The sequence below is a fragment of the Mycobacterium yunnanensis genome, from assembly GCF_025823185.1.
GTDB classification, from domain to species: Bacteria; Actinomycetota; Actinomycetes; order Mycobacteriales; family Mycobacteriaceae; genus Mycobacterium; species Mycobacterium yunnanensis.
Window position 1 is genome coordinate 1 of record NZ_JACKVK010000003.1, and the last position, 20,875, is coordinate 20,875.

22 protein-coding genes and 1 pseudogene are annotated in these 20,875 nt (G+C 68.4%); 15 read left to right on the forward strand and 8 right to left on the reverse strand.

The genetic code is table 11. The features are described from left to right. Positions 1-194 precede the first annotated feature (194 nt). On the forward strand, positions 195-1,067 hold the full coding sequence (locus H7K45_RS03690) for a hypothetical protein (RefSeq protein ID WP_263994425.1): 873 nt from the start codon (positions 195-197) through the stop codon (positions 1,065-1,067). Positions 1,068-1,117: 50 nt separating this feature from the next. Here H7K45_RS03690 and H7K45_RS03695 read toward each other — a convergent pair whose 3' ends face one another. Next, a complete protein-coding gene (locus H7K45_RS03695; protein ID WP_263994426.1) occupies positions 1,118-2,335 on the reverse strand; it encodes an acetyl-CoA C-acetyltransferase in 1,218 nt (405 codons plus the stop codon). Between the two features lie 35 nt (positions 2,336-2,370). After that, positions 2,371-3,330, reverse strand: coding sequence for an SGNH/GDSL hydrolase family protein (locus tag H7K45_RS03700; RefSeq protein WP_263994427.1), 960 nt, complete (start codon positions 3,328-3,330; stop codon positions 2,371-2,373). Positions 3,331-3,525: 195 nt separating this feature from the next. Here H7K45_RS03700 and H7K45_RS03705 point away from each other — a divergent pair, with 195 nt between their 5' ends. The 5 genes and pseudogenes from H7K45_RS03705 to H7K45_RS03725 all read left to right on the forward strand — a co-directional run bounded on the left by H7K45_RS03705 (position 3,526) and on the right by H7K45_RS03725 (position 8,140). Continuing rightward, positions 3,526-4,578 (forward strand): alpha/beta hydrolase, encoded by a 1,053-nt coding sequence (locus tag H7K45_RS03705; RefSeq protein ID WP_263994428.1) that lies wholly within the window; start codon positions 3,526-3,528, stop codon positions 4,576-4,578. 29 nt (positions 4,579-4,607) lie between these two features. Then, on the forward strand, positions 4,608-6,002 hold the full coding sequence (locus H7K45_RS03710) for a cystathionine beta-synthase (protein WP_263994429.1): 1,395 nt from the start codon (positions 4,608-4,610) through the stop codon (positions 6,000-6,002). Positions 6,003-6,120: 118 nt separating this feature from the next. Further along, a pseudogene (locus tag H7K45_RS03715) lies at positions 6,121-6,444 on the forward strand (DUF4190 domain-containing protein); the annotation flags it as partial. A gap of 70 nt (positions 6,445-6,514) precedes the next feature. After that, complete coding sequence (locus H7K45_RS03720) at positions 6,515-7,558, forward strand: DUF2189 domain-containing protein (RefSeq protein ID WP_263994430.1); 1,044 nt, start codon at positions 6,515-6,517, stop codon at positions 7,556-7,558. A 51-nt stretch (positions 7,559-7,609) separates the two neighbouring features. After that, the gene (locus tag H7K45_RS03725) at positions 7,610-8,140 is read left to right on the forward strand and encodes an RDD family protein (protein WP_263994431.1); all 531 of its coding nucleotides are present in this window, start codon (positions 7,610-7,612) and stop codon (positions 8,138-8,140) included. On the opposite strand, the gene H7K45_RS03730 is transcribed toward H7K45_RS03725, so the two are convergent. Continuing rightward, positions 8,092-9,258 carry an acyl-CoA dehydrogenase family protein gene (locus tag H7K45_RS03730; protein ID WP_263994432.1) on the reverse strand — a complete coding sequence of 389 codons (1,167 nt, stop codon included), beginning with the start codon at positions 9,256-9,258 and terminating at the stop codon, positions 8,092-8,094. The genes H7K45_RS03725 and H7K45_RS03730 overlap by 49 nt on opposite strands. Before the next feature lie 49 nt (positions 9,259-9,307). Between H7K45_RS03730 and H7K45_RS03735 the strand changes: the two genes are divergently transcribed. Beyond that, a complete protein-coding gene (locus H7K45_RS03735) occupies positions 9,308-10,486 on the forward strand; it encodes a cystathionine gamma-synthase (RefSeq protein ID WP_263994433.1) in 1,179 nt (392 codons plus the stop codon). On the opposite strand, the gene H7K45_RS03740 is transcribed toward H7K45_RS03735, so the two are convergent. The 3 genes from H7K45_RS03740 to H7K45_RS03750 form a co-directional block, all read right to left on the reverse strand. Continuing rightward, positions 10,472-11,134 (reverse strand): GOLPH3/VPS74 family protein, encoded by a 663-nt coding sequence (locus H7K45_RS03740; RefSeq protein WP_263994434.1) that lies wholly within the window; start codon positions 11,132-11,134, stop codon positions 10,472-10,474. The genes H7K45_RS03735 and H7K45_RS03740 overlap by 15 nt on opposite strands. Positions 11,135-11,140: 6 nt before the next feature. Next, positions 11,141-11,632: a transcription elongation factor GreA gene (gene greA, locus H7K45_RS03745; RefSeq protein WP_263994435.1), complete on the reverse strand. Its 492-nt coding sequence runs from the start codon at positions 11,630-11,632 to the stop codon at positions 11,141-11,143. A 217-nt stretch (positions 11,633-11,849) separates the two neighbouring features. Beyond that, positions 11,850-12,272 (reverse strand): DUF4307 domain-containing protein, encoded by a 423-nt coding sequence (locus H7K45_RS03750; RefSeq protein ID WP_263994436.1) that lies wholly within the window; start codon positions 12,270-12,272, stop codon positions 11,850-11,852. Between the two features lie 132 nt (positions 12,273-12,404). On the opposite strand from H7K45_RS03750, the gene mca reads away from it, so the two are divergent. From mca to H7K45_RS03770, 4 genes are read left to right on the forward strand one after another with little or no spacing between them, the layout of a single operon-like run. Continuing rightward, a complete protein-coding gene (gene mca, locus H7K45_RS03755; RefSeq protein ID WP_263994437.1) occupies positions 12,405-13,271 on the forward strand; it encodes a mycothiol conjugate amidase Mca in 867 nt (288 codons plus the stop codon). After that, complete coding sequence (locus H7K45_RS03760; protein WP_263994438.1) at positions 13,268-13,552, forward strand: hypothetical protein; 285 nt, start codon at positions 13,268-13,270, stop codon at positions 13,550-13,552. Before mca ends, H7K45_RS03760 begins: the two co-directional genes overlap by 4 nt. Further along, the gene (locus tag H7K45_RS03765; RefSeq protein WP_263994439.1) at positions 13,542-15,557 is read left to right on the forward strand and encodes a thioredoxin domain-containing protein; all 2,016 of its coding nucleotides are present in this window, start codon (positions 13,542-13,544) and stop codon (positions 15,555-15,557) included. Before H7K45_RS03760 ends, H7K45_RS03765 begins: the two co-directional genes overlap by 11 nt. Before the next feature lie 10 nt (positions 15,558-15,567). After that, positions 15,568-15,942 carry a nuclear transport factor 2 family protein gene (locus H7K45_RS03770; RefSeq protein WP_263994440.1) on the forward strand — a complete coding sequence of 125 codons (375 nt, stop codon included), beginning with the start codon at positions 15,568-15,570 and terminating at the stop codon, positions 15,940-15,942. Here the strand turns inward: H7K45_RS03770 and trhA are convergent. Further along, entirely contained in the window at positions 15,939-16,670 is a 732-nt protein-coding gene (gene trhA, locus H7K45_RS03775; protein WP_263994441.1) for a PAQR family membrane homeostasis protein TrhA, read from the reverse strand. The genes H7K45_RS03770 and trhA overlap by 4 nt on opposite strands. 56 nt (positions 16,671-16,726) lie before the next feature. Here trhA and H7K45_RS03780 point away from each other — a divergent pair, with 56 nt between their 5' ends. The 4 genes from H7K45_RS03780 (at position 16,727) to H7K45_RS03795 (ending at position 19,931) form a co-directional block, all read left to right on the forward strand. Beyond that, positions 16,727-17,524: a (2Z,6E)-farnesyl diphosphate synthase gene (locus H7K45_RS03780; protein ID WP_263994442.1), complete on the forward strand. Its 798-nt coding sequence runs from the start codon at positions 16,727-16,729 to the stop codon at positions 17,522-17,524. Positions 17,525-17,543: 19 nt separating this feature from the next. Next, the gene (locus H7K45_RS03785; RefSeq protein WP_263994443.1) at positions 17,544-18,911 is read left to right on the forward strand and encodes a hypothetical protein; all 1,368 of its coding nucleotides are present in this window, start codon (positions 17,544-17,546) and stop codon (positions 18,909-18,911) included. Between the two features lie 100 nt (positions 18,912-19,011). Then, the gene (locus H7K45_RS03790; RefSeq protein ID WP_263994444.1) at positions 19,012-19,422 is read left to right on the forward strand and encodes a hypothetical protein; all 411 of its coding nucleotides are present in this window, start codon (positions 19,012-19,014) and stop codon (positions 19,420-19,422) included. Between the two features lie 104 nt (positions 19,423-19,526). Further along, on the forward strand, positions 19,527-19,931 hold the full coding sequence (locus H7K45_RS03795) for a hypothetical protein (RefSeq protein ID WP_263994445.1): 405 nt from the start codon (positions 19,527-19,529) through the stop codon (positions 19,929-19,931). Here H7K45_RS03795 and coaA read toward each other — a convergent pair. Next, the gene (gene coaA, locus H7K45_RS03800; RefSeq protein WP_263994446.1) at positions 19,928-20,866 is read right to left on the reverse strand and encodes a type I pantothenate kinase; all 939 of its coding nucleotides are present in this window, start codon (positions 20,864-20,866) and stop codon (positions 19,928-19,930) included. The two genes, H7K45_RS03795 and coaA, sit on opposite strands and share 4 nt — an antisense overlap. Between the last annotated feature and the right edge of the window lie 9 nt (positions 20,867-20,875).

Genomic DNA, 20,875 nt, shown 5'->3' on the forward strand with positions numbered 1-20,875 from the left:
GAAGTCGCCGCCGAACTCAACGCCCGACCCCGCAAACGCCACAACTGGGCAACCCCAGCCGAAGAACTCCACCGACTACTCTCGAATCCGTCCACATACGTTGCAGCGACCGCCTGAATCCAAGTCCACAGAACGCGATCTGTGCGCACACTCGATCGGTGCGAGTGTCGGTTCCTAGGCCGACGCTGCCAACCGTGGACGACGACACGACACCCTTCATCGGCAGCGAGGCCCTCGTCAACGGGCGGGTGGCCAACAAGTACCAATTGCGCAAGGCGCATCAGGCGATCCTGCCCGACATCTATCTGCCCGCCGGCGTCCAGCCGACGCTGCGGCAGCGGACGCGGGGCGCATGGCAGTGGACCTACGGTGACGGTGTCATCTGCGGATTGGCGGCGGCCGCGATGCACGGCAGTCGCTGGATCGCCGATGACGTGCCCGTTGAACTCATCTGGCCGAACGCGCGGCCGCCTCGCGGCGTCAAGACCCGACGAGATCGACTGCTGGGCAACGAGTTCGAAACACTCGACGGCATGTGGGTGACCACGGCGGCCAGGACGGCGTTCGACCTCGGCCGTCGTGGTCCGGTGGGTTCGTGCGTGGAGCGCATCGACGCGCTCGGTCGTGCAACGGGATTGGACGTCGACTCCGTCTTGGCGGTGGCGCGGCGGCACCCGGGATCACCAGGGGTTCGCAAGCTGCCTGCGGTGCTGGACCTCTACGACCCAGGTGCGGAGTCGCCGAGGGAAACGTGGTTGCGGCTCTTGCTGATTCGAGCGGGATATCCGCGGCCCCGCACCCAGATTCCGGTGAGCGGTGGATACGGGCAGCCGACGTACTACCTCGACATGGGATGGGAGGAACGTCGGCTCGCCGTCGAGTACGACGGAGACCACCATCGCACCGACCCGGTGCAGTTCGCCAAGGACATCGTCCGCATCGAGTTGGCCCACCAACTTGGCTGGCAGGTCATCAGAGTCGCGAAGGCCAACCGAACGGCGGACGTTCTCGCCCGGGTGCAACGGGCGTGGCAATCGAGTGTGCGTACAGATCGCGAAGAGTCGTGAGTCTGCGATCTGTGCGCACACCCGATGCAGCAGAGTCGGCGGAGGCGCGCCTAGCTCAAGCGCTCGATCACCATCGCCATGCCCTGGCCGCCGCCGACGCACATGGTCTCCAGGCCAAACGTCTTGTCGTGGGTCTGCAGGTTGTTCAGCAGCGTGGCGGTGATGCGGGCGCCGGTCATGCCGAAGGGGTGGCCGAGCGCAATCGCGCCGCCGGAGACGTTGAGCTTGTCCTCGTCCATCCCGAGTGCGCGCGCCGAGCCCAGCACCTGCACGGCGAACGCCTCGTTGATCTCGTAGAGGTCGATGTCGTCGATCGACTTGCCGGCCCGTGCGAGCGCCTGCTTGCACGCCTCGATGGGGCCGAGGCCCATGATCTCCGGCGACAACCCCGACACGCCGGTCGACACGATGCGCGCCAGCGGCGTCAGCCCCAGCTCCTTGGCCTTCACGTCGCTCATGATCACCAGGGCCGCAGCACCGTCGTTCAGCGGGCACGCGTTGCCGGCGGTGATGGTGCCGTTGGGCCGGAAGACGGGCTTGAGCTGGCTGATCTTCTCGTACGTCGTGCCCGCGCGTGGGCCGTCGTCCTTGGACACGACCGTGCCGTCGGGCAGGGTCACCGGCGAGATCTCCCGCTCGAAGAAGCCGCTGTTGATGGCCTCCTCGGCCTTGTTCTGGCTGCGGACGCCCCAGTGGTCCTGATCCTCGCGGCTGATGCCGGTGAACAGGGCGACGTTCTCGGCCGTCTGACCCATTGCGATGTAGACGTCGGGCAGCAACCCGTCCTCGCGGGGATCGTGCCACTCCGTCGCTCCGGTCGCGGCCTCGTCCGAGCGGGCCTGCGCGTCCGCGAAGGCACCGTTCTTGGCGTCGGGCCAGCCGTCGGCGCTGCCCTTCACGAAGCGCGACACCGTCTCCACGCCGGCGGAGATGAAGGCGTCGCCCTCGCCGGCCTTGATCGCGTGAAACGCCATCCGGGTGGTCTGCAGCGACGACGAGCAGTACCGGTTCACGGTGGTGCCGGGCAGGAAGTCGTAGCCCAATTCAACGGCAACCGCGCGACCGACGTTGAAACCTGCCTCGCCGGCGGGCTGGCCACAGCCCATGATGAGGTCGTCGATGTCACGCGGATCGAGCCCGGGCACCTTGTCGAGGGCCGCCTTGACCATCTGCGCAGCCAGGTCGTCGGGACGCATGTCCACCAGCGAGCCCTTGTTGGCGCGGCCGATGGGCGATCGGGCGGTGGAGACGATGACGGCTTCGGGCATGGCGAACTCCTCGATAGGGGACGGCTAGACCGAACCTAACCCGTGACCGTGGCGACGATCGGCGCGGGTACGCCCGTCGTGCGCCGCCAGAACTGCGTGACGCCGCCCAGGCGGGCCAGCAACGAGTCGCCCCGCGCCTCGAGGGCCGGCTCGACGTCGGCGTCGGCGCTCCACTCACCCAGCGCCTTGCACAGCGCGGGCAGCAGCTGCTGGGCGGCCAACGCATAGCCGGCCGCCGACGGATGGAACATGTCCTGGGAGAAGAACTCCTCCGGGGCCTGCTGGAACTCCGAGGCCAGCAGTTCCGAGAACGGCACCGGCACGCCGCCCGCAGCGCGCACCTCGGCGGCCTGCGCATGGGCCAGTCGAAGACCGATGGTGCGCGCGACGGTGCGCAGCGGTTGCGGAATCGCGGTGATGACGCCGAAGTCCGGGCAGGTGCCGACGACGACGACCGCTCCGCTGCCCCGCAACCGGCGGACCGCGGCACCGAGCCGCCGCGCGGATTGCCCGACGCCGTTGAGGGCGGTGACGTCGTTGGCGCCGATCATCACCACCGCGGCGTCGGGAGGCGGACCCGCCACGAACATCGCGTCGATCTGTCCCGAGAGCCCCTTCGACGTGGCCCCGACGATTGCCTTGGTGCTCAACCGAATCCGCTTGCCGGACTGCTCGGCGAGCCCGCGCGCGATCAACACGCCTGGCACCTCGTCGGCGATCATGCAGCCGTAGCCGGTGGCCGTCGAGTCGCCGAACACCATCAGATGGACGTCGAAGGGCACGCCGCGGTGCCACCTCTCGAACGGGCCGCCGCCCGCAGAGTAGACGCCGTCGGCCCGCGGCGGAACGTCCCACGACTTGGGAATGACCTGACGGGCCTGGTCAGCCTGCACCTGAAGGAGGTTCCTGGCACCGACATACGCCGAACCCGTCGACGCGAGCGTCGCCGCCGCTGCCAGGGCAACGGTCGAACGTCGCGGTGCACGATTGCCCACGCGGCCAGTTTAGGACGGTCCCGACGGGATATCCGCGTGGTAGCGGTCACGGCCGGTCACGGTGCGATATCGACTGCGGTACGAAATCGGGTTTCCCATTCGTTGAACAATTGAAAGGGTTCAAGCTAAGTTACCTGGGGTTGGCTAAGCATTAACGGGCCTCGGGCACTACATCGGCGTAGGGAAGTGGTGACGATGACCGCACCAAGTGACGTATCCCGTTCGTATGGAACCACCGTTGGCGCTGGTAGATCGCGCAAGACACGACGATTCCCCGTCAGTGACGGTGCTCCGCTCGAGGTGGTCGAGGACGGCCCGAGCCTAGCCGGTCGGTTGTTTGCTCTTGGCGCGATGATGACGATCAAGCCAACCCTCGCCGTGGGCGGCTACTTGCCGCGGATGCCGTGGCCCTTCGGCGTGGTCGACTTCGCTGCCCGGGTGCTGCGGCCCGCCCCCGGCACGGTGCGCGCCACCATCGGTCTGCCGAACTGCACCGCGCAGCTGGTCCGGGCGGCGGGCGTGCTGCCCGCCGACGGTACCCGCAGCGTCATCCTCTACATGCACGGCGGCGCGTTCCTCACCTGCGGTGCCAACACCCACGGTCGCCTGGTGACCGCACTGTCGCGGTTCGCCGACAGCCCCGCGCTGGCCGTGAATTACCGGATGATCCCCAAGCACTCCATTGGCGAGGCCGTCGACGACTGTTACGACGCCTACCGGTGGTTGCGGCTCAAGGGCTACGACCCGTCGCAGATCGTGCTGGCGGGGGATTCGGCGGGCGGCTACCTGTCGCTGGCACTGGCCGAGCGGCTCAACCTGGAGGGCGAGCTGCCCGCGGCGATGGTCACGATGTCGCCCCTCTTCGAGATCGACAACGAGGGCCGCGCCCAGCACCCGAACGCCCACTCCGACGCGATGTTCCCGTCGAAGGCCTTCGACATGCTGGTCGACTACATCGAGCGTGCGGCCAAGCGCCACGTCGTCGACGGCAAGCCCGAGGAAGTCTACGAACCGCTCGACCACGTCGAGACCGGTCTGCCGCGGACCCTGATTCACGTGTCGGGCTCGGAGGTTCTGCTCAACGACGCCAGAAAGGCCTCGCACATGCTCGCCGCGGCCGGGGTGCCCGTCGAAGTCCACGTCTGGCCTGGTCAGATGCACGTCTTCCAGCTGGGAGCGCCGCACGTGAAGGAAGCGACCCGGTCGCTCAAGCAGATCGGCGACTACATCCGAGAGGCGACCTGGTAACCGAACCGCGCGCCTGACACGATGGACCCATGCGAATCGCGGGTCATGTCAGTGAGCTCATCGGCAACACGCCTCTCGTCCGGCTGAACTCCGTTGTGCCCGAAGGCGCCGGACTCGTCGCGGCCAAGGTCGAGTACCTCAACCCAGGGGGCAGTTCCAAGGATCGCATCGCGATCAAGATGATCGACGCCGCCGAGGCCAGCGGCGAGCTCAAGCCGGGCGGCACGATCGTGGAGCCGACCTCGGGCAACACCGGCGTGGGACTGGCCCTGGTTGCCCAACAGCGCGGCTACAAGTGCATCTTCGTCTGCCCCGACAAGGTCAGCGAGGACAAGCGAAACGTGTTGCGCGCGTACGGCGCCGAGGTCGTCGTGTCTCCGACCGCGGTGCCGCCGGACCACCCCGACAGCTATTACAGCGTCTCCGACCGGTTGGTCCGCGAGATCGACGGTGCTTGGAAGCCCGACCAGTACTCGAACCCGAACGGCCCTGCGAGCCATTACGAGACGACCGGTCCGGAGATCTGGGCCGCCACCGAGGGCAAGATCACCCACTTCGTCACCGGGGTCGGCACCGGCGGGACGATCACCGGCGCGGGTCGATACCTCAAGGAGGTGTCCGGGGGCGCGGTGAAGATCATCGGCGCCGACCCGGAGGGGTCGGTGTACTCGGGCGGCACCGGCCGGCCCTACCTCGTCGAGGGAGTGGGCGAGGACTTCTGGCCGTCGGCCTACGACCCCACCGTCACCGATGAGATCATCGCCGTCTCCGACGCCGACTCCTTCGAGATGACGCGTCGTCTCGCGCGTGAGGAGGCGTTGTTGGTCGGCGGGTCGTGCGGGATGGCGACGGTCGCCGCCATCCGGGTGGCGGAACGCGCCGGGCCGGACGCCGTCATCGTGGTCCTGCTGCCCGACGGCGGAAGAGGTTATCTCTCAAAGATCTTCAGTGATTCCTGGATGTCGTCCTACGGCTTCCTCCGGGAGCGACTCGACGGTTCGGTGGAACAGACGACCGTCGGAGACGTGTTGCGCGGCAAGTCAGGTGCGCTGCCGGACCTCGTGCACACCCACCCCTCGGAGACGGTGCGTGACGCCATCGGGATCCTTCGCGAGTACGGGGTGTCCCAGATGCCGGTCGTCGGCGCGGAACCGCCCGTGATGGCGGGCGAGGTGGCCGGCAGCGTCTCCGAGCGGGAACTGCTGTCGGCGGTGTTCGAGGGCCGGGCCAAGCTCGCCGACGCCGTGTCGGAGCACATGAGCCCGGCGCTGCCGCTGATCGGTGCGGGCGAATTGGTCAGTGCCGCAGCCAAGGAACTGCGCGACATCGACGCCGTGATGGTGGTCGAGGAGGGCAAGCCGGTGGGCGTGCTGACCCGGCACGACCTGCTGGGCTTCCTGTCGAATGGCAGCTCCCGCCGATAGCGATGGCGCAGTGCCGGATTGATGACTTCTTGCTGACCTTTTTCAGCTAGTTCTCGGGTAGGGTAACAGCGCTCAGACCAGCAAAATCGATCACTGGAAGGCGTTCATGACCGAGTATCCGCCGCCGCCTCCGGGGAATTACCCGCCTCCACCGCCGCCTGGAAGTTATCCGCCGCCAGGGGGATACGGGGGATACGGGGGTTATGAGCCCGCGCCCCCGCAGGGGAACAACAACCTCGCCGTGGCCTCCTTGGTCTGCTCGGTGATCGGTCTCTTCTGCGGCATTGGTGCGATCGTCGGGATCGTCCTCGGCATCGTCGCCATGAACCAGATCAAGAAGACGGGGCAAGCGGGCCACGGTTTGGCCTTGGCCGGTGTCATCGTCGGCGCGGCCTCCCTCGTCTTGAGCTTCATCGGGTACTTCGTCTTCTTCTCGAACTGACCGCCAGTCCCACGATCACACCGGCCCGTCGGCAGACGGGTTTCGCTGTCCGAACCCACTAGGACGTGACATGACCAACCCGCCGCAGCCGCCCGAGGGTGGCCATCCGAACGAAGGCAACTACCCGCCGCCCCCGCAGGGTGGTTATCCGCCACCGCCGCAGGGCGGTTACCCGCCGCCACCGCAGGGTGGCTACCCGCCGCCCCCGCAGGGTGGCTACCCGCCGCCCCGGCAGGGCGGTTACCCGCCACCGCCACCCCCGCAGGGCAGCTACCCGCCGCCACCACCCCCGCAGGGCGGCTACGCTCCGCCTCCTCCCGGCGGTTACGCGCCCCCACAGGGCGGTTATCCGGCACCGGGTGGTTACCCGGCACAAGGTGGTTACGGGGGCTACCCGCCGGCCGCCGGCGGGCAACTGGACCTCGGCGACGGGTTCGGCTGGGCCTGGAACAAGTTCAGCAAGAACGCCGGCGCGCTGATCGTGCCGACCTTGGTCTACGCCGTCTTGCTGTTCCTCGTAGGCATTGGCGTCTACTCGTTGGCCATCGCGGTGTCGCCAGATGCGGTGAGCACCTACTCCACCGACGACACCAGCTTCAGCTACTCGATGACGTCGGGACTGAGCGCCGCAGGCCTGTTCGTGGTGTTCCTCGGGAGCATCCTGACCTTCGTGCTCGCGGGTGCCATCACCTCGGCCTACTACGGCGGGCTCCTGGACATCGCCGACGGGCAGCAGGTGTCAGCCGGGTCCTTCTTCAAGCCGCGCAACGTGGGCCGGGTGCTCGTCGCCAGCCTGATCATCGGCGTCGTGTCGTCGATACTGAGCTTCTGCTTCATCTTCAGTGTGGTCATCGGTCTGTTCACGATGTTCACGACCGTGTTGATCGTCGAACGCGACACCCCGCCGATCCAGGCGATCAAGGAGAGCTTTCAGTTGGTGAGGTCGAACTTCGGTTCGGCCGTGCTGGCGTATCTCCTGGCGCTCCTCTTGATCGTGGTAGGCGCCATCGTCTGCTTCGTCGGTCTGCTCGTCGGCGCGCCGCTAGCGGGTCTCATCCTGGTGTACGCCTACCGCAAGCTGACCGGCGGTCAAGTCGCGCCGAGGACGCCGTAGCGACCACCATCTGCGTCCCCTGCTGATGGGCTCGTTCGGTACGGTCGTGTGGTGCGACCTTCCGAACCCGGGCAGCCCGCCTACGCGCCCTGGTGGCGGCGGATCGTGGCGGCGATGGTCGACGTCGTCCCGGTCGTGGTTCTGGCGCTGGTGGCTCTCGCGCTGGCCTGGGTGACGCGAAACCCCTTGTGCGACGGCGATCCTTCCATTCGCGATCTGGGGTCGCAGTGTGGGGACGCCGGTTCGACGCCGCTGGGCTGGTGGAGCTTCGTCGCCTGCTGGTTGGCGATGGTCGGATATGCCGTGTGGAACCTGGGCCTGCGACAGGGACGAGGCGGCGCAAGCCTCGGCAAGGGCCTGCTGGGCATCCGGGTGCTCGACGCGACGACGCAGCAGCCGATCGGGTTCACGCGATCGACGGTCCGCCTGCTCGCCCACGTCGCCGACGTCGTACCCCTGTTGCTCGGGGTGCTGTGGCCGCTGTGGGATCGCAGGCGGCAGAGCTTCTCCGACAAGTTGGCCTCGACGGTCGTTCAGCGGAACGCGCTGACCCCGGTGAGCGCTTCGCCGATCACCAACTGATGCACCTCGGAGGTGCCCTCGTAGGTGAGCACCGATTCCAGGTTGTTGGCATGCCGGATCACCGGGTACTCCAGCGTGATTCCGTTGGCGCCCAACAAGGTTCGGCATTGTCGGGCAATCTTGATCGCCTCGCGCACGTTGTTGAGCTTGCCGACACTGACCTGTTCCGGCTTGATCTTGCCGTCGTCCTTGAGCCTGCCAAGGTGCAACGCCAGGAGCTGCGCCTTGCCCAATTCGACTGCCATGTCGGCGATCTTGGCCTGGGTGAGCTGATATCCGGACAGGGGCTTGTCGAAGACCTCACGGGTGCCGACGTAGTCCAACGTCGTCTCCAGGCAGTCACGGGCTGCGCCGACCGATCCAAACACGATGCCGAACCGCGCCTCGGACAGACATGCCAACGGACCCGACAGTCCGCGCGCGCCCGGCAGTTTGGCGTCGTCCGGCAGTCGGACGTCGTCGAGGCTGAACTCCGAGGTGACCGAGGCGCGCAGCGACATCTTGTGGGTCATCGCCCGCGCGGAGAAGCCGGGAGTCGAGGTGGGGACCACGAACCCGATGACGCCTTCCTCGGCGCGCGCCCACACGATGGCGACGTCGGCGATCGAGGCGTTGGTGATCCACATCTTGGATCCGTTCAGAATCCAGTCCGACCCGTCGCGGCGGGCGGTCGTCCGCATGCCGCCGGGGTTGGAACCGAAGTCCGGCTCGGTCAGACCAAAGCAGCCGATCAGCTCGCCTGCGGCCATGCCCGGCAGCCACTGTTCTCGTTGTTCCTCGCTGCCCCAGCGGTGGATGGCGAACATCGCCAGGGAGCCCTGGACGGACACCAAGCTCCGGAGACCGCTGTCGACGGCTTCGAGCTCTTGGCACACCAGCCCGTAGGCGGTCGCCGAGGATCCGCTGCACCCGTAACCCTCCAGATGCATGCCAAGCAGGCCCAGCTTGCCGATCTCGACGGCGAGGTCGCGCACCGGAACCTCACCGGTCTCGAACCACTCGGGGATGTGCGGGCGCAGACGGGACTCGCCGAACTCCCGAACCATGGTGCGCAATTCGAGGTCCTCGGATGTCAGCAGCGTGTCGAGGTCGAGAAGACTTTCGATCGTCGTGGCCATAACCTTCGTTCTACACCAGAGGTGGTCATCACCGTTACCCTGAACGGTGATGAGTGAGCAGCGTTCCAAGGCAGATGCGTACCGCGCCTACGGTCCCGCGACCAAGGCCATCCACGCCGGATACCGGCCCGATCCGCAAACCGGCGCGGTCAACGCGCCGATCTACGCGAGTTCGACCTTCGCCCAGGACGGCGTCGGCGGGCTGCGGAGCGGATACGAGTACGCGCGAACGGGCAATCCGACACGCGCGGCACTGGAGGCGAGCCTGGCGGCGGTGGAGGGTGCCACCTTCGGACGGGCCTTCAGCTCGGGCATGGCGGCCACCGACTGCACACTGAGGGCCGTGCTGCGTCCCGGCGACCACGTCGTCATTCCCGATGACGCCTACGGCGGCACGTTCCGGTTGATCGACAAGGTCTTCTCCCAGTGGGGCGTCACGCACACGCCTGCACCCCTGTCGGATCTCGACGCCGTGCGTGCCGCGATCACGCCGGCCACCAAGCTGGTCTGGGTCGAGACGCCCACCAACCCGCTGCTGTCGATCGCCGACATCGCAGGCATTGCCGAGCTGTCCAGCGCAGCCGGGGCAAAGGTGTTGGTGGACAACACCTTTGCCTCACCCGCCCTGCAGCAGCCGCTGGCGCTGGGCGCCGACATCGTCTTGCACTCCACGACGAAGTACATCGGAGGGCACTCCGACGTCGTCGGCGGGGCGCTGCTCACCGACGACGAGGAACTCGACGAGGCGTTTGCGTTCCTGCAGAACGGTGCGGGTGCCGTCCCCGGCCCCTTCGACGCCTACCTGACGATGCGCGGGCTCAAGACGCTGTCGCTGCGAATGGAACGGCACAGCGCCAACGGCGCCCGGGTCGCCGAGTTCCTCGCCGAGCACCCCGCCGTCGACGCGGTGCTCTACCCCGGCCTGCCGAGCCACCCCAACCACGACGTCGCGGCCCGGCAGATGACCGGCTTCGGCGGGATGGTGTCGGCCCGGCTCAAGGGTGGCCGGGAGGCGGCGCACCAACTGTGCGCTCGCACCGAGATCTTCATCCTGGCCGAATCCCTCGGCGGGGTGGAGTCGCTCATCGAGCACCCCGGTGCCATGACCCACGCCTCCACCGCCGGGTCGCAGCTCGAGGTGCCCGCCGACCTGGTTCGGTTGTCCGTCGGCATTGAGGACGTCGCCGACCTGTTGGGCGACCTGGAGCAGGCTCTAGGTAAGGGCTGATCGCAGCGCCGACGCGGTGACCGCCAGGTTGACCTCCGCCAGCGACGTCGGGTATTCGTCGACCCAGCTGCCGCTGGCGATCTCGGTGGCCCGCGTGTGTACCCACCGCCAGCCCCGGTCGTTGAGGCTCAGCAGCGCACCGAGTCCGTCGGCCGCGTGCAGCACGGTGACGATCGCCGCGGTCGGCGGAGTCGGCGGGCGCCGGTCGAAGAGCGCCGACAGCAGGTCGGTGCGGGCGGCGGTAACCCGGTCGCGTCGGACCAGCGGCCAGCCGTAGCGGGGGTTGACCCGCGTGGACGGCATCCGCACCCGGCTGATGTCACCACGGCGCTCCAGGTGCCGTGCGACTGCTGCCTCGACGCCCTTGCCGACCTTGGCGACGGCTCGAGCGGGGGTCAGCGGACGCTCGTGCAGCAGCGCGAAGGCGGGCTCGACAATTGGATCCGACGTCACGCCTGCCTGGAGAGCGACGAGCCGACCCTGGTCGACGGCGTCACCGGGGGACGACGGGCGGATGCGGCACGCCCAGGCGAGGTCGAGCAGGACGCCTGCGGCCAGCACCTTCTCGCGCCGATTCCGTTCCAGCGCGAGTTGGGTGGTGGCGTTGTCGACGAGAAGGAGGAAGAGATCCTCGGCGATCTGCGCCATGGGCGACTAGGAGTGGTACGGCTCCGCGCTGAGCAGCTCGACCTCGACGGTGCTGCCGTTGGGCACCACGTAGCTGCGCTTCTCGCCGACCTTGGCGTCGATGATCGCGCCGCCGAGCGGTGACTTCGGCGAGTAGACCTCGAGCTTGCCGTCGGTCACGCCCTCCTGGCGGGTGCCGATGAGGAACGTCTCGACGTCGCCGCCGTCGACGAACTTCACCTTGACGACCGAGCCGGGCAGGGCGATGCCGGACTGCTTGGGGGCCTCGCCGACCTTGGCGTTGTTCAGCAGCTCTTGCAGCTGCCGGATGCGCGCCTCCTGCTGCCCCTGGTCCTCACGGGCCTGGTGGTAGCCGCCGTTCTCGCGGAGGTCGCCTTCCTCGCGCCGGTCGTTGATCTCGGCGGCGATGATGGGCCGGTTGGCGATGAGTTGGTCGAGCTCGGCCTTGAGCCGGTCGAAGGCCTCTTCGGTGAGCCAGGTGACCTGGGTATCGGTCATGTCGTCGCGCTCCTGTCGTCGTCTCGCGCTGTCAGCGGGATGTTCCCGGCGGATGCCTTGATCGCAGGCGCTGAGGGCGCAATAAAGCAGCAAACACGGCTCCAGTAGGAACCGTGTACGCCGTCCATGTTAGCACCGCGTGGACAGCCGTCTTTCACGTATTGGCTGTTCGGCGTTCTCCCGCCGGTTGCCCAGGGCCCCGTCTGACCAAACTTCGTCAGGGCGCGCGAAGGTAGCCCGGCACCTCGGTACCGCAGCCGTAGACGTCGCCGACGACGGGCGGGCGGGTGGCGGAGACCACGGCCTCGACCTGGACGGTCTCCGCGGTCGACGGTGGCACCAGGATCTCGCGCCGACCGACCTCGGCACCGTCGACCGACCGCGCGCGCACGATGCACACGACGGGCCGTGACGGGTCCTGCCGCGTGACGCTGATCGTGACCTCGACCCCGTCGTCGCCCACCAGCCGGTAGCCACCGAGGTCGCCCTTCACCTCGCCGGTGCCGAGGCGCTGATAGGCGACGAGTGCCAATGCGACGCCGACGGCCACGATGACGACGAAGAGCACCGCGACCAGGCGGCGGCGGGAGCCGACGGCCAACCGTTGGCGCCCGTAGCGGGCGGCTGGGCGCTCGATCACGCGGCGGTTCACCCCTCCCGTGGGCAGTCGGCATGGGTCTGGGTTCGGCCGATTGGACTAGGACTGGAACTATAGGGGTTACCAAAGTGGTTGAACGGTGACGACCATGGCACGAGAGCAAGTTAGGCACACGTGAGCGAACTGCGTTTGATGGCGGTCCACGCCCACCCCGACGACGAGTCGAGCAAGGGCGCCGCCACGATGGCCAAGTACGTGGACGAGGGCGTCCGCGTGAAGGTGGTGACGCTGACCGGCGGCGAGCGGGGCGACATCCTGAACCCCGCGATGGACCTGCCAGAGGTGCGCGGCCGAATCCACGAGATCCGCATCGACGAGATGGCCAAGGCCGCGGAGATTCTCGGCGTCGAGCACGAGTGGCTCGGGTTCGTCGACTCCGGGCTCCCGGAGGGCGACCCGCTGCCCCCGCTGCCCGAGGGCTGCTTCGCCCTGGTGCCGCTGGAAGAGGCCACCGAGCGGCTGGTCCGCTCGATCCGTGAGTTCCGGCCGCACGTGCTGACCACGTACGACGAGAACGGTGGCTACCCGCACCCCGACCACATCCGCTGCCACCAGGTGTCGATGGCGGCCTACGAGGCCGCCGCCGACTACCGGCTGTTCCCCGATGCGGGCGAGCCGTGGGCGGTGTCCAAGGTGTACTACAACCACGGTTTCCTGCGCAGTCGCATGCAGGCCTTCCAGGACGAGTTCGCCAAGCACGACCAGGTGGGGCCCTACGAGAAGTGGCTCAAGGACTGGGACCCGGAGCTCGACGTCGTCGCCAGCCGCATCACCACCAGCGTCGAATGCGCGAAGTACTTTCCGCAGCGCGACGAGGCGCTCATCGCGCATGCCACGCAGATCGATCCGAAGAGCTTCTTCTTCAGCACTCCGATGGAGTGGCAGCAGCGACTGTGGCCGACCGAGGATTACGAGTTGGCGCGGTCGCGCATTCCGGTGTCGCTTCCCGAGGACGACTTGTTCGCCGGGATCGAGCCGTGACAGACCAGCTGCTCCTGGTCGTCGGCCTGCTCGCCGACGAGACTCCGCGCGACACCGGCCCCGACTTCGGCAAGGCCAGTCCGTTCGGTCTGGTGGTCATCGTGATCCTGCTCATCGGCACCTTCCTGCTGGTGTGGTCGATGAACAAGCACCTCAAGAAGCTGCCGGAGTCGTTCGACCCCGAGCATCCCGAGCCCGATCAGGCCGTCGACGACGGCACCGTGGTCGACACGGGTGATCCGGGGCTGGCCAAGGGCGGTCGTCCAGACGGTGGCGGGTAACGCCCTCCGGCCCGGCAATCCCCCCGTCGCTTCGCTCGCCCAGGCCACCAGCCCGTACCTGCGTCAGCACGCCGACAATCCCGTGCACTGGCAGCAGTGGACCACCGAGGCGCTCGCGGAGGCGGCGGCGCGCGACGTACCGATCCTGTTGTCGATCGGCTACGCGGCCTGCCACTGGTGTCACGTGATGGCCCACGAGTCCTTCGCCGACGATCAGGTCGCCGCGGCCATGAACGCGGACTTCGTCTGCATCAAGGTGGACCGCGAGGAGCGCCCCGACCTCGACGCCGTCTACATGACCGCGACGGTCGCGCTGACCGGCCAGGGCGGCTGGCCCATGACGTGCTTCCTTACCCCCGACGGCAGGCCGTTCTTCTGCGGCACCTATTACCCGAAGGCGAACTTCCTGGAGCTGTTGGCCGCCGTCGCCGACACCTGGCGGCAGCGGCGCGACGAGGTGGAGCGGGCGTCGGACGACATCGCCGGTGAGCTTGCGGCGATGGTCTCGGGTCTGCCCGGCGGTGGCCCCGCCCTGGAGCCCGTGGTGTGCGACCGGGCCGTCGCAGCGGTGCTGGCCGACGAGGACGTCGCCCGTGGCGGCTTTGGCAATGCCCCCAAGTTTCCGCCCTCGGCACTGCTGGAGGCGCTGCTGCGCCACGTCGAGCGCACCGCGGACGCCGGCGCGCTCGCGACCGTCGAGAGGGCGCTCGGCGCGATGGCGCGCGGCGGCATCTACGACCAGCTGGCGGGTGGCTTCGCCCGCTACAGCGTCGACGCGTCGTGGGTGGTGCCGCACTTCGAGAAGATGCTCTACGACAACGCCTTGCTGTTGCGGGTGTACGCGCATTGGGCGCGACGCTCCGCAGAACCGTTGGCGCGCAAGGTCGCCGACGAGACGGCGACGTTCCTCCTGCGAGACCTCGGCGCAGGTGGCATGTTCACCTCGTCCCTGGACGCCGACGCCGACGGTGTCGAGGGACTCACCTACGCGTGGACGCCGGCGCAGCTGTGGGAGGTGCTCGGCGACGACGACGGAGCTTGGGCGGCAAGGGTCTTCGGGGTGACCGATGCCGGTACGTTCGAGCATGGCGGCTCGGTGTTGCAGCTTCGCGAGAATCCTGACTCGGCGTCCCGCTTCGCCCGGGCGCGGACGATGCTGCTGGCCGCGCGCCTCGGTCGGGCGCAACCCACGCGTGACGACAAGGTGGTGACGGCCTGGAACGGGTTCGCGATCACGGCGCTGGCCGAGGCGTCGGTGGCGCTGGATCGGCCCGAACTGCTCGATGCGGCAATCCACTGCGCTCGGGCAGTCCTCGAGCTGCACGTCGTCGACGGCCGGCTTCGGCGCGCGAGCCTCGGCGCTCGGGTGGGGGAGAGCGCGGCCATCCTCGAGGATCATGCCGCGCTGGCGACGGGCCTGCTGGTGCTGAACCAGCTGACCGGCGATCCCGACTGGTTGACGGCGGCCACCGGGCTGCTGGACCTCGCGCTCGACCACTTCGCCGATCCGGACCGCGAGGGCCGCTGGTTCGACACCGCCGACGACGCCGAGCGGCTGATGGTTCGGCCGTCGGATCCGCTCGACGGTGCGACGCCGTCGGGGGCCTCGTCGATCACCGAGGCGCTGCAACTCGCCGCGCACCTGACCGGGTCCGAGCGGTACGGCGCGGCGGCCCGCGCGTCGCTCGCGGCGGCGACCCCGATCCTGGCCAAGATGCCACGCTCGGGCGGGCACTGGTTGGCCGTGGCGGAGGCGGCGGTGCGTGGCCCGCTGCAGATTGCAGTGGCCTGCGACCCGACCGACTCGGAGCTCTTGGTCGCAGCGCGACGGTTGGCGCCGGGTGGCGCGATGGTCGTGGGAGGGGCGCTGGACTCGTCGGAATTGCTGCGCGGGCGCGATCGAATCGGCGGCCGCGACGCCGCCTACGTGTGCCGCGGGAACGTCTGCGACCTGCCCGTCACGACGGCGGAAGATCTGGCTGCCGCCCTCGTCGCACCCGTGTAGCGTGCGGCGCATGCCCAGTGCCGAGCTGATGAAGCAGAACGTCCACCGTTACCTCGAACTGGTCGGGGAGGCGAAGGCCGACGACATCGCCGAGCTGTACGCCGACGACGCCACGGTCGAGGATCCGGTCGGCGGCGAGGTGCACATCGGGCGCACGGCGATCCACAACTTCTACTCCGGGATGCTTGGCTTGAAGGCCGAGACCGAGGTGATCACGCTGCGCGCGCTCGGACACGAGGCGGCCTATCTGTGGGCGCTGATCATCGACGGTGGCGAGGGCGGCAAGACGCGCCTGGAGATCCTCAGCGTCATGGCGTTCGACGGCGACGGCAAGATCACGGCGATGAAGGCGTACTGGGGCCCGGAGAACTTCAGCCAGGTCTAGTGGAAGACGGCGAACCACATCGCGACGTAGTGGCAGATCGCCGCGACCGCCGTGCAGGCGTGGAAGAACTCGTGGTGACCGAAGGTCGTCGGCCACGGGTTGGGCCACTTGAGGGCGTAGAAGACCCCGCCGACGCTGTAGAGCGCGCCGCCGACGACCAGCAGCACCAGTGCCGCGACGCCGGCGCCGTGCATGATCGGCACGATGAAGAACGCGGCCACCCATCCGAGCAGCAGATAGAGCGGCACGCCCACCCACGCCGGCGCCGACGGCCAGCACATCTTGAGCAGGACGCCGGCCAGCGCGCCTGCCCACACGATCCAGAACAGCAGCATGCCCTGGTTGGACGGCAACGCCAGCAGCGCGAACGGTGTGTAGCTGCCGGCGATGAACAGGAAGATCATCGAGTGATCCAGGCGCTTCATCCACTTGCGCTTGGTCGGTGACACCCAGGTCACCCGGTGGTACGTCGCGCTGACGGCGAACATCGCCACGATCGTGAGCGTGTAGAGCAGGGTGGCCCACCCTGCTCGGGTGCCCTCCGACGCCCACGACACCGACACCAGCGCGGCGCCCGCCACGGTGGCGACGATCGCGGAGTACAGATGAATCCAGCCGCGCGCCCGTGGCTTGCCGAGGAACTGCGCAACGGCCTCGGGCAGATCCTCCGCCTCGCGGTGGCCGACGGGAGGTGGATCGGAGTCGGTCGTGTCGATCGAAGTAGCCATGTCGCCTCCGCCATCTGGCATGGGTGAGCCTGGACATCACAGTAGTCTGGATCCTCGTGGAACTCATTCCCCCGCGGCTCAAGGAACCGGCCTACCGGGTCTACGAAGCACGGCTGCGGCATCAGCTCGCGCGGTCGAAATCCCAACTGCCAAGGCACATCGCGGTGTTGTGCGACGGCAACCGCCGCTGGGCGCGTGACGCGGGTCACGCGGACGTGAGCTACGGCTATCTGATGGGTGCGGCCAAGATCGCCGAGATGCTCCGCTGGTGCCAGGACATCGGCGTCGAGATGGCCACCGTGTATCTGCTCTCCACCGAGAACTTGCAGCGCGACCCGGCGGAGCTGGCATCGCTGATCGCCATCATCACCGACGTCGTCGAGGAGATCTGCGCCCCCGCCAACCACTGGAGCGTCCGTACAGTCGGCGACTTGGAATTGCTCGGGCAGGAATCGGCGCGACGCCTCCGCGACGCCGTCGACGGCACCGCCGCGACGGCACCCGCCGGCGCCCTTCACGTCAACGTCGCCGTCGGATACGGCGGACGCCAGGAGATCGCCGACGCCGTCCGCGCGGTGTTGAGCAAGGAGCTCGCCAACGGGGCGACGGCAGAACAGCTCGTCGACTCGGTCACCGTCGAAGCCATCTCCGAGAACGTCTACACCTCCGGCCAACCCGACCCCGACCTGGTGATCCGGACCTCCGGCGAGCAACGACTGTCGGGGTTCCTGCTGTGGCAGAGCGCGTATTCGGAGATGTGGTTCACCGAGGCGCACTGGCCGGCGTTCCGGCGCGTGGACTTCCTGCGCGCGCTGCGCGACTACACGCTGCGGCACAGGCGCTACGGCCACTAGGGCGTGACAGACTGAACCCGTGGCGGCGATGTCCGCGGTGGTGTTCGGCCTGAGCTGGTGGCTCGGGCTGTATCTGCTGGCGCGCGACCCCCGCAAACCCGTGCTGGTACTTGCCGCGCTGGGGTTGACGAGCTTCGCGGTCGTGGTGGCGCTCGACGCCGTACGCCACCTCGGCTCCACGCACGCCGCATTGCTCAGCCACGTCGAGGTGTACCTCGTCGTCGTGCCGGGGGTGGCCTGGTTCGCAGTACTGCTGGAGCTGACGCGGCCCGGCGACTCGTGGCGCGGCCGCGTGGGGGAGATCGGGGTCGTCGCGGTGGTCGCCGCGCTGGCGTTGGTGGGTGCGTCGATGGCGGGCTCGGTGGACGGCCCGCTGCGGGCCGGGCACTGGGTGATGTTCGCCGTCGTGTCGTCGGCGACGCTTGGCGCGATGACCAGGATGCTGGCCAGCGGGCGACGGCCGAGTTCGGTGACGGGGTCGGTGGTACTGGCCACGTTGTTCTTCGCGCTGGGAAACGCGATCCTGGTGATTCCGCTGGGGCTGGTGCCGAGCTGGTTGGCGTTGGCGTCCACCGGGTTCGACGTCCTGCTGCTGGGTGTGGCCGTGGCCCTGTGGGATTCGTTCGACGAGGGTCACGCGCTGCGGGCGGACATGCTGCGGTCGTTCACCGGCAGCGTCGTCGTCGGGGTTCTGTTCGGCGGTCAGGTGCTCGTCGGGATGGCGGTCACCGACCAGCATTCGGCGCTCTCGGTGCTGCTGTTCACCAGCCTGGCGGTGGCGATCGGCATCAACGCGATGGCCGACCCGCTGGCGGGCGTGCTGGACCGGCTCGCCTTCTCCCGCTCACCGGACCTACGGGCCGACCGGGCCGCGCTGCGCCGCACCGAGTCGGCGCTGCCGCTGCGGTCGACCGGTCCGCTCGACGGCGTCGACGACGAGACCTTCGTGCGGTTGACCCGCCGGGCACTGGGCCACTACGGCGACCTGTCCAAATTGGTGGCCAGCCCGCTGACGGCGTTACCGGCCGTCGACGAACGGCTCGCACGCCGCGGCGCTCCCGATCAGCCGCTGGAGCGGGCCAACGAGTTGCGGGCGCTGCTCGCCGACCGCATCGCCGCGCTGCGGCCACGCGACGGCGGCGAGTTCGGCACCACCGAGCAGTGGCGCCACTACAACTCGCTGTACTTCCCGTACGTCGTCGGGGTGCGCGCGTACGCCCAGAACGCGACGGCCGCCGGGCTGGATCCCGTCGCCAAGCAGGCGTGGCAATGGTTCGTCACCGAGGTTCCGCAGCGCTCGCTGCACAACTGGCAGAACGCGGCAGCCCGCGTCATCGCCGCCGACCTGCGCGGCACTCGGGTGGTGGCGGGGACCGAACGCCCCTGACCTGCGGCTGGCAGTAACTGGCAGCGTTCGGCGTCGATCTGGCAGCGGCCTCTCCAGCATCGTCGGAGGTGTCTCACCCCCTCAACGACGAGGAGCCGCCATGACCGCCACCATTGCGCACGGACCACTGTCCGACAGTTCCGACAGCCTGCTGCGCTTCGCCATTCGGGCCGACGCCACCCTGTGCGCCGGGCTGGGCCTGATGCTCGCCTTCGCCGCCGACCCGCTCTCGCGGCTCTCGGGTCTGTCACCCACCGCGGAGTGGCTGACCGGAGCCGGCCTCGTCGTGTACGGCGGCGTTCTGTACGTGCTGGCCGCGGTCCCGTTGATCCGCCGTGTCGGCGTCGGGATCGTCGTCGCCAACGTGATCGCCGCGGTCGTCCTCGGCCTGGTCGTCGCGGCCGGTCTGCTGCCCCTCACCGGGACCGGCGTGGCGATGATGCTGACCACCGTCGCCGCCATCCTCGGGCTGGCCCATCTGCAGTACCTCGGAGTCCGCCGGCTGGCGTGACCCCCTCGAGTTCCGATGCGTGGTCGCGCGCGGCGAGAGGTCACCGCGGGCGGCCCCGCATCGGTCGGCAGTACCCCGAACACACCACCACGAAGGGAACTCTCATGACCACCATCGACGCCCCCATCCACACCAAGGACTCGTTCCTGAGGTTTGCCATGCGGATCGACGCCGTCGTCAGCGCTGTCGTCGGCGTCGCGGGCCTCGCCCTCGCGCCCCGCGTCGCCGAGATGTCCGGCACGACCGCGGCGCTCGAGTACTCGGTGGCCGCGTTCTTCGTCGCCTACGGAATCGTCGTCTTCGCGCTGTCGCGGGTGGCTCGCGTGCGCACGCCCGGCGTCCTGGTGACCATCGGGAACGTCGTGTTCACCGTCGGCGCGGTCGCCATCGTCCTGGCGGGGATATGGCCGCTCACCACCACCGGCATCGTGCTCACCCTCGGCAGCGGCGTCTTCACGCTGGTGATGGCCGATCTGCAGTACCTGGGTCTGCGGAGGCTCCGGGGTTAAAGCTTGCGCAGCCGCAGCCGGTTGATCGCGTGGTCGGCGTCCTTGCGCAGCACCAGCGTGGCGCGCGGCCTGGTGGGAAGGATGTTCTCGATCAGATTGGGCCGGTTGATCGAGTGCCAGATGTCTCGCGCCGCGAACACCGCCTGCTCGTCGGTCAACGTCGAATAGTGATGGAAGTGCGACTGCGGGTCGGCGAATGCGCCGGCCCGCATCGCCAGGAACCGCGACACGTACCAGCCCTCGATGTCCTCGATGCGCGCGTCGACGTAGACCGAGAAGTCGAAGAGGTCCGACACCATCAACGCCGGGCCGGTCTGCAACACGTTGAGACCCTCGAGGATGAGGATGTCGGGGTGGCGCACCGTCATCTGCTCGCCGGGGACGATGTCGTAGAGCAGGTGCGAGTACACCGGCGCGGACACCTGATCGGATCCCGACTTGACCGCCGTGACGAACCGCATCAGCGCCCGCCGGTCATAGCTCTCGGGAAAACCCTTGCGATGCATGATGTTTCGACGCAGCAGCTCGGCATTGGAATACAGGAAGCCGTCGGTGGTGACGAGGTCGACGCGGGGATGGTGACCCCACCGAGCCAGCAACGCCTGCAGCACGCGAGCGGTAGTCGACTTGCCAACTGCCACGCTTCCCGCGACGCCGATCACGAACGGAACCGGTCGATCCGGATTCTGGTGCGGCTCGCCGAGGAATTCGGCAGTCGTGGCGAAGAGGCGCTGACGGGCCGCGACCTGAAGGTGGATCAACCGCGCCAGCGGCAGGTAGACCTCTTCGACTTCGAGCAGGTCCAGCTGTTCGCCGAGACCGCGAAGTCCGAGGACCTCGCTCTCCGTCAGCTTCAACGGGGTCGACATCCGCAGCGAACGCCACTCACTCCGGTCGAATTCGACGTAGGGACTCGGCTCGCTCGTCCGCGCCATGGGGCAAGT

Excerpts from the sequence above, each read along its gene's own strand:
- H7K45_RS03695 (WP_263994426.1), bottom strand. The coding sequence starts at position 2,335 with ATGCCCGAAGCCGTCATCGTCTCCACCGCCCGATCGCCCATCGGCCGC.
- H7K45_RS03705 (WP_263994428.1), top strand. The coding sequence starts at position 3,526 with ATGACCGCACCAAGTGACGTATCCCGTTCGTATGGAACCACCGTTGGC.
- H7K45_RS03710 (WP_263994429.1), top strand. The coding sequence starts at position 4,608 with ATGCGAATCGCGGGTCATGTCAGTGAGCTCATCGGCAACACGCCTCTC.
- H7K45_RS03720 (WP_263994430.1), top strand. The coding sequence starts at position 6,515 with ATGACCAACCCGCCGCAGCCGCCCGAGGGTGGCCATCCGAACGAAGGC.
- H7K45_RS03730 (WP_263994432.1), bottom strand. The coding sequence starts at position 9,258 with ATGGCCACGACGATCGAAAGTCTTCTCGACCTCGACACGCTGCTGACA.
- H7K45_RS03735 (WP_263994433.1), top strand. The coding sequence starts at position 9,308 with ATGAGTGAGCAGCGTTCCAAGGCAGATGCGTACCGCGCCTACGGTCCC.
- H7K45_RS03740 (WP_263994434.1), bottom strand. The coding sequence starts at position 11,134 with ATGGCGCAGATCGCCGAGGATCTCTTCCTCCTTCTCGTCGACAACGCC.
- greA (WP_263994435.1), bottom strand. The coding sequence starts at position 11,632 with ATGACCGATACCCAGGTCACCTGGCTCACCGAAGAGGCCTTCGACCGG.
- H7K45_RS03770 (WP_263994440.1), top strand. The coding sequence starts at position 15,568 with ATGCCCAGTGCCGAGCTGATGAAGCAGAACGTCCACCGTTACCTCGAA.
- trhA (WP_263994441.1), bottom strand. The coding sequence starts at position 16,670 with ATGGCTACTTCGATCGACACGACCGACTCCGATCCACCTCCCGTCGGC.
- H7K45_RS03790 (WP_263994444.1), top strand. The coding sequence starts at position 19,012 with ATGACCGCCACCATTGCGCACGGACCACTGTCCGACAGTTCCGACAGC.
- H7K45_RS03795 (WP_263994445.1), top strand. The coding sequence starts at position 19,527 with ATGACCACCATCGACGCCCCCATCCACACCAAGGACTCGTTCCTGAGG.
- coaA (WP_263994446.1), bottom strand. The coding sequence starts at position 20,866 with ATGGCGCGGACGAGCGAGCCGAGTCCCTACGTCGAATTCGACCGGAGT.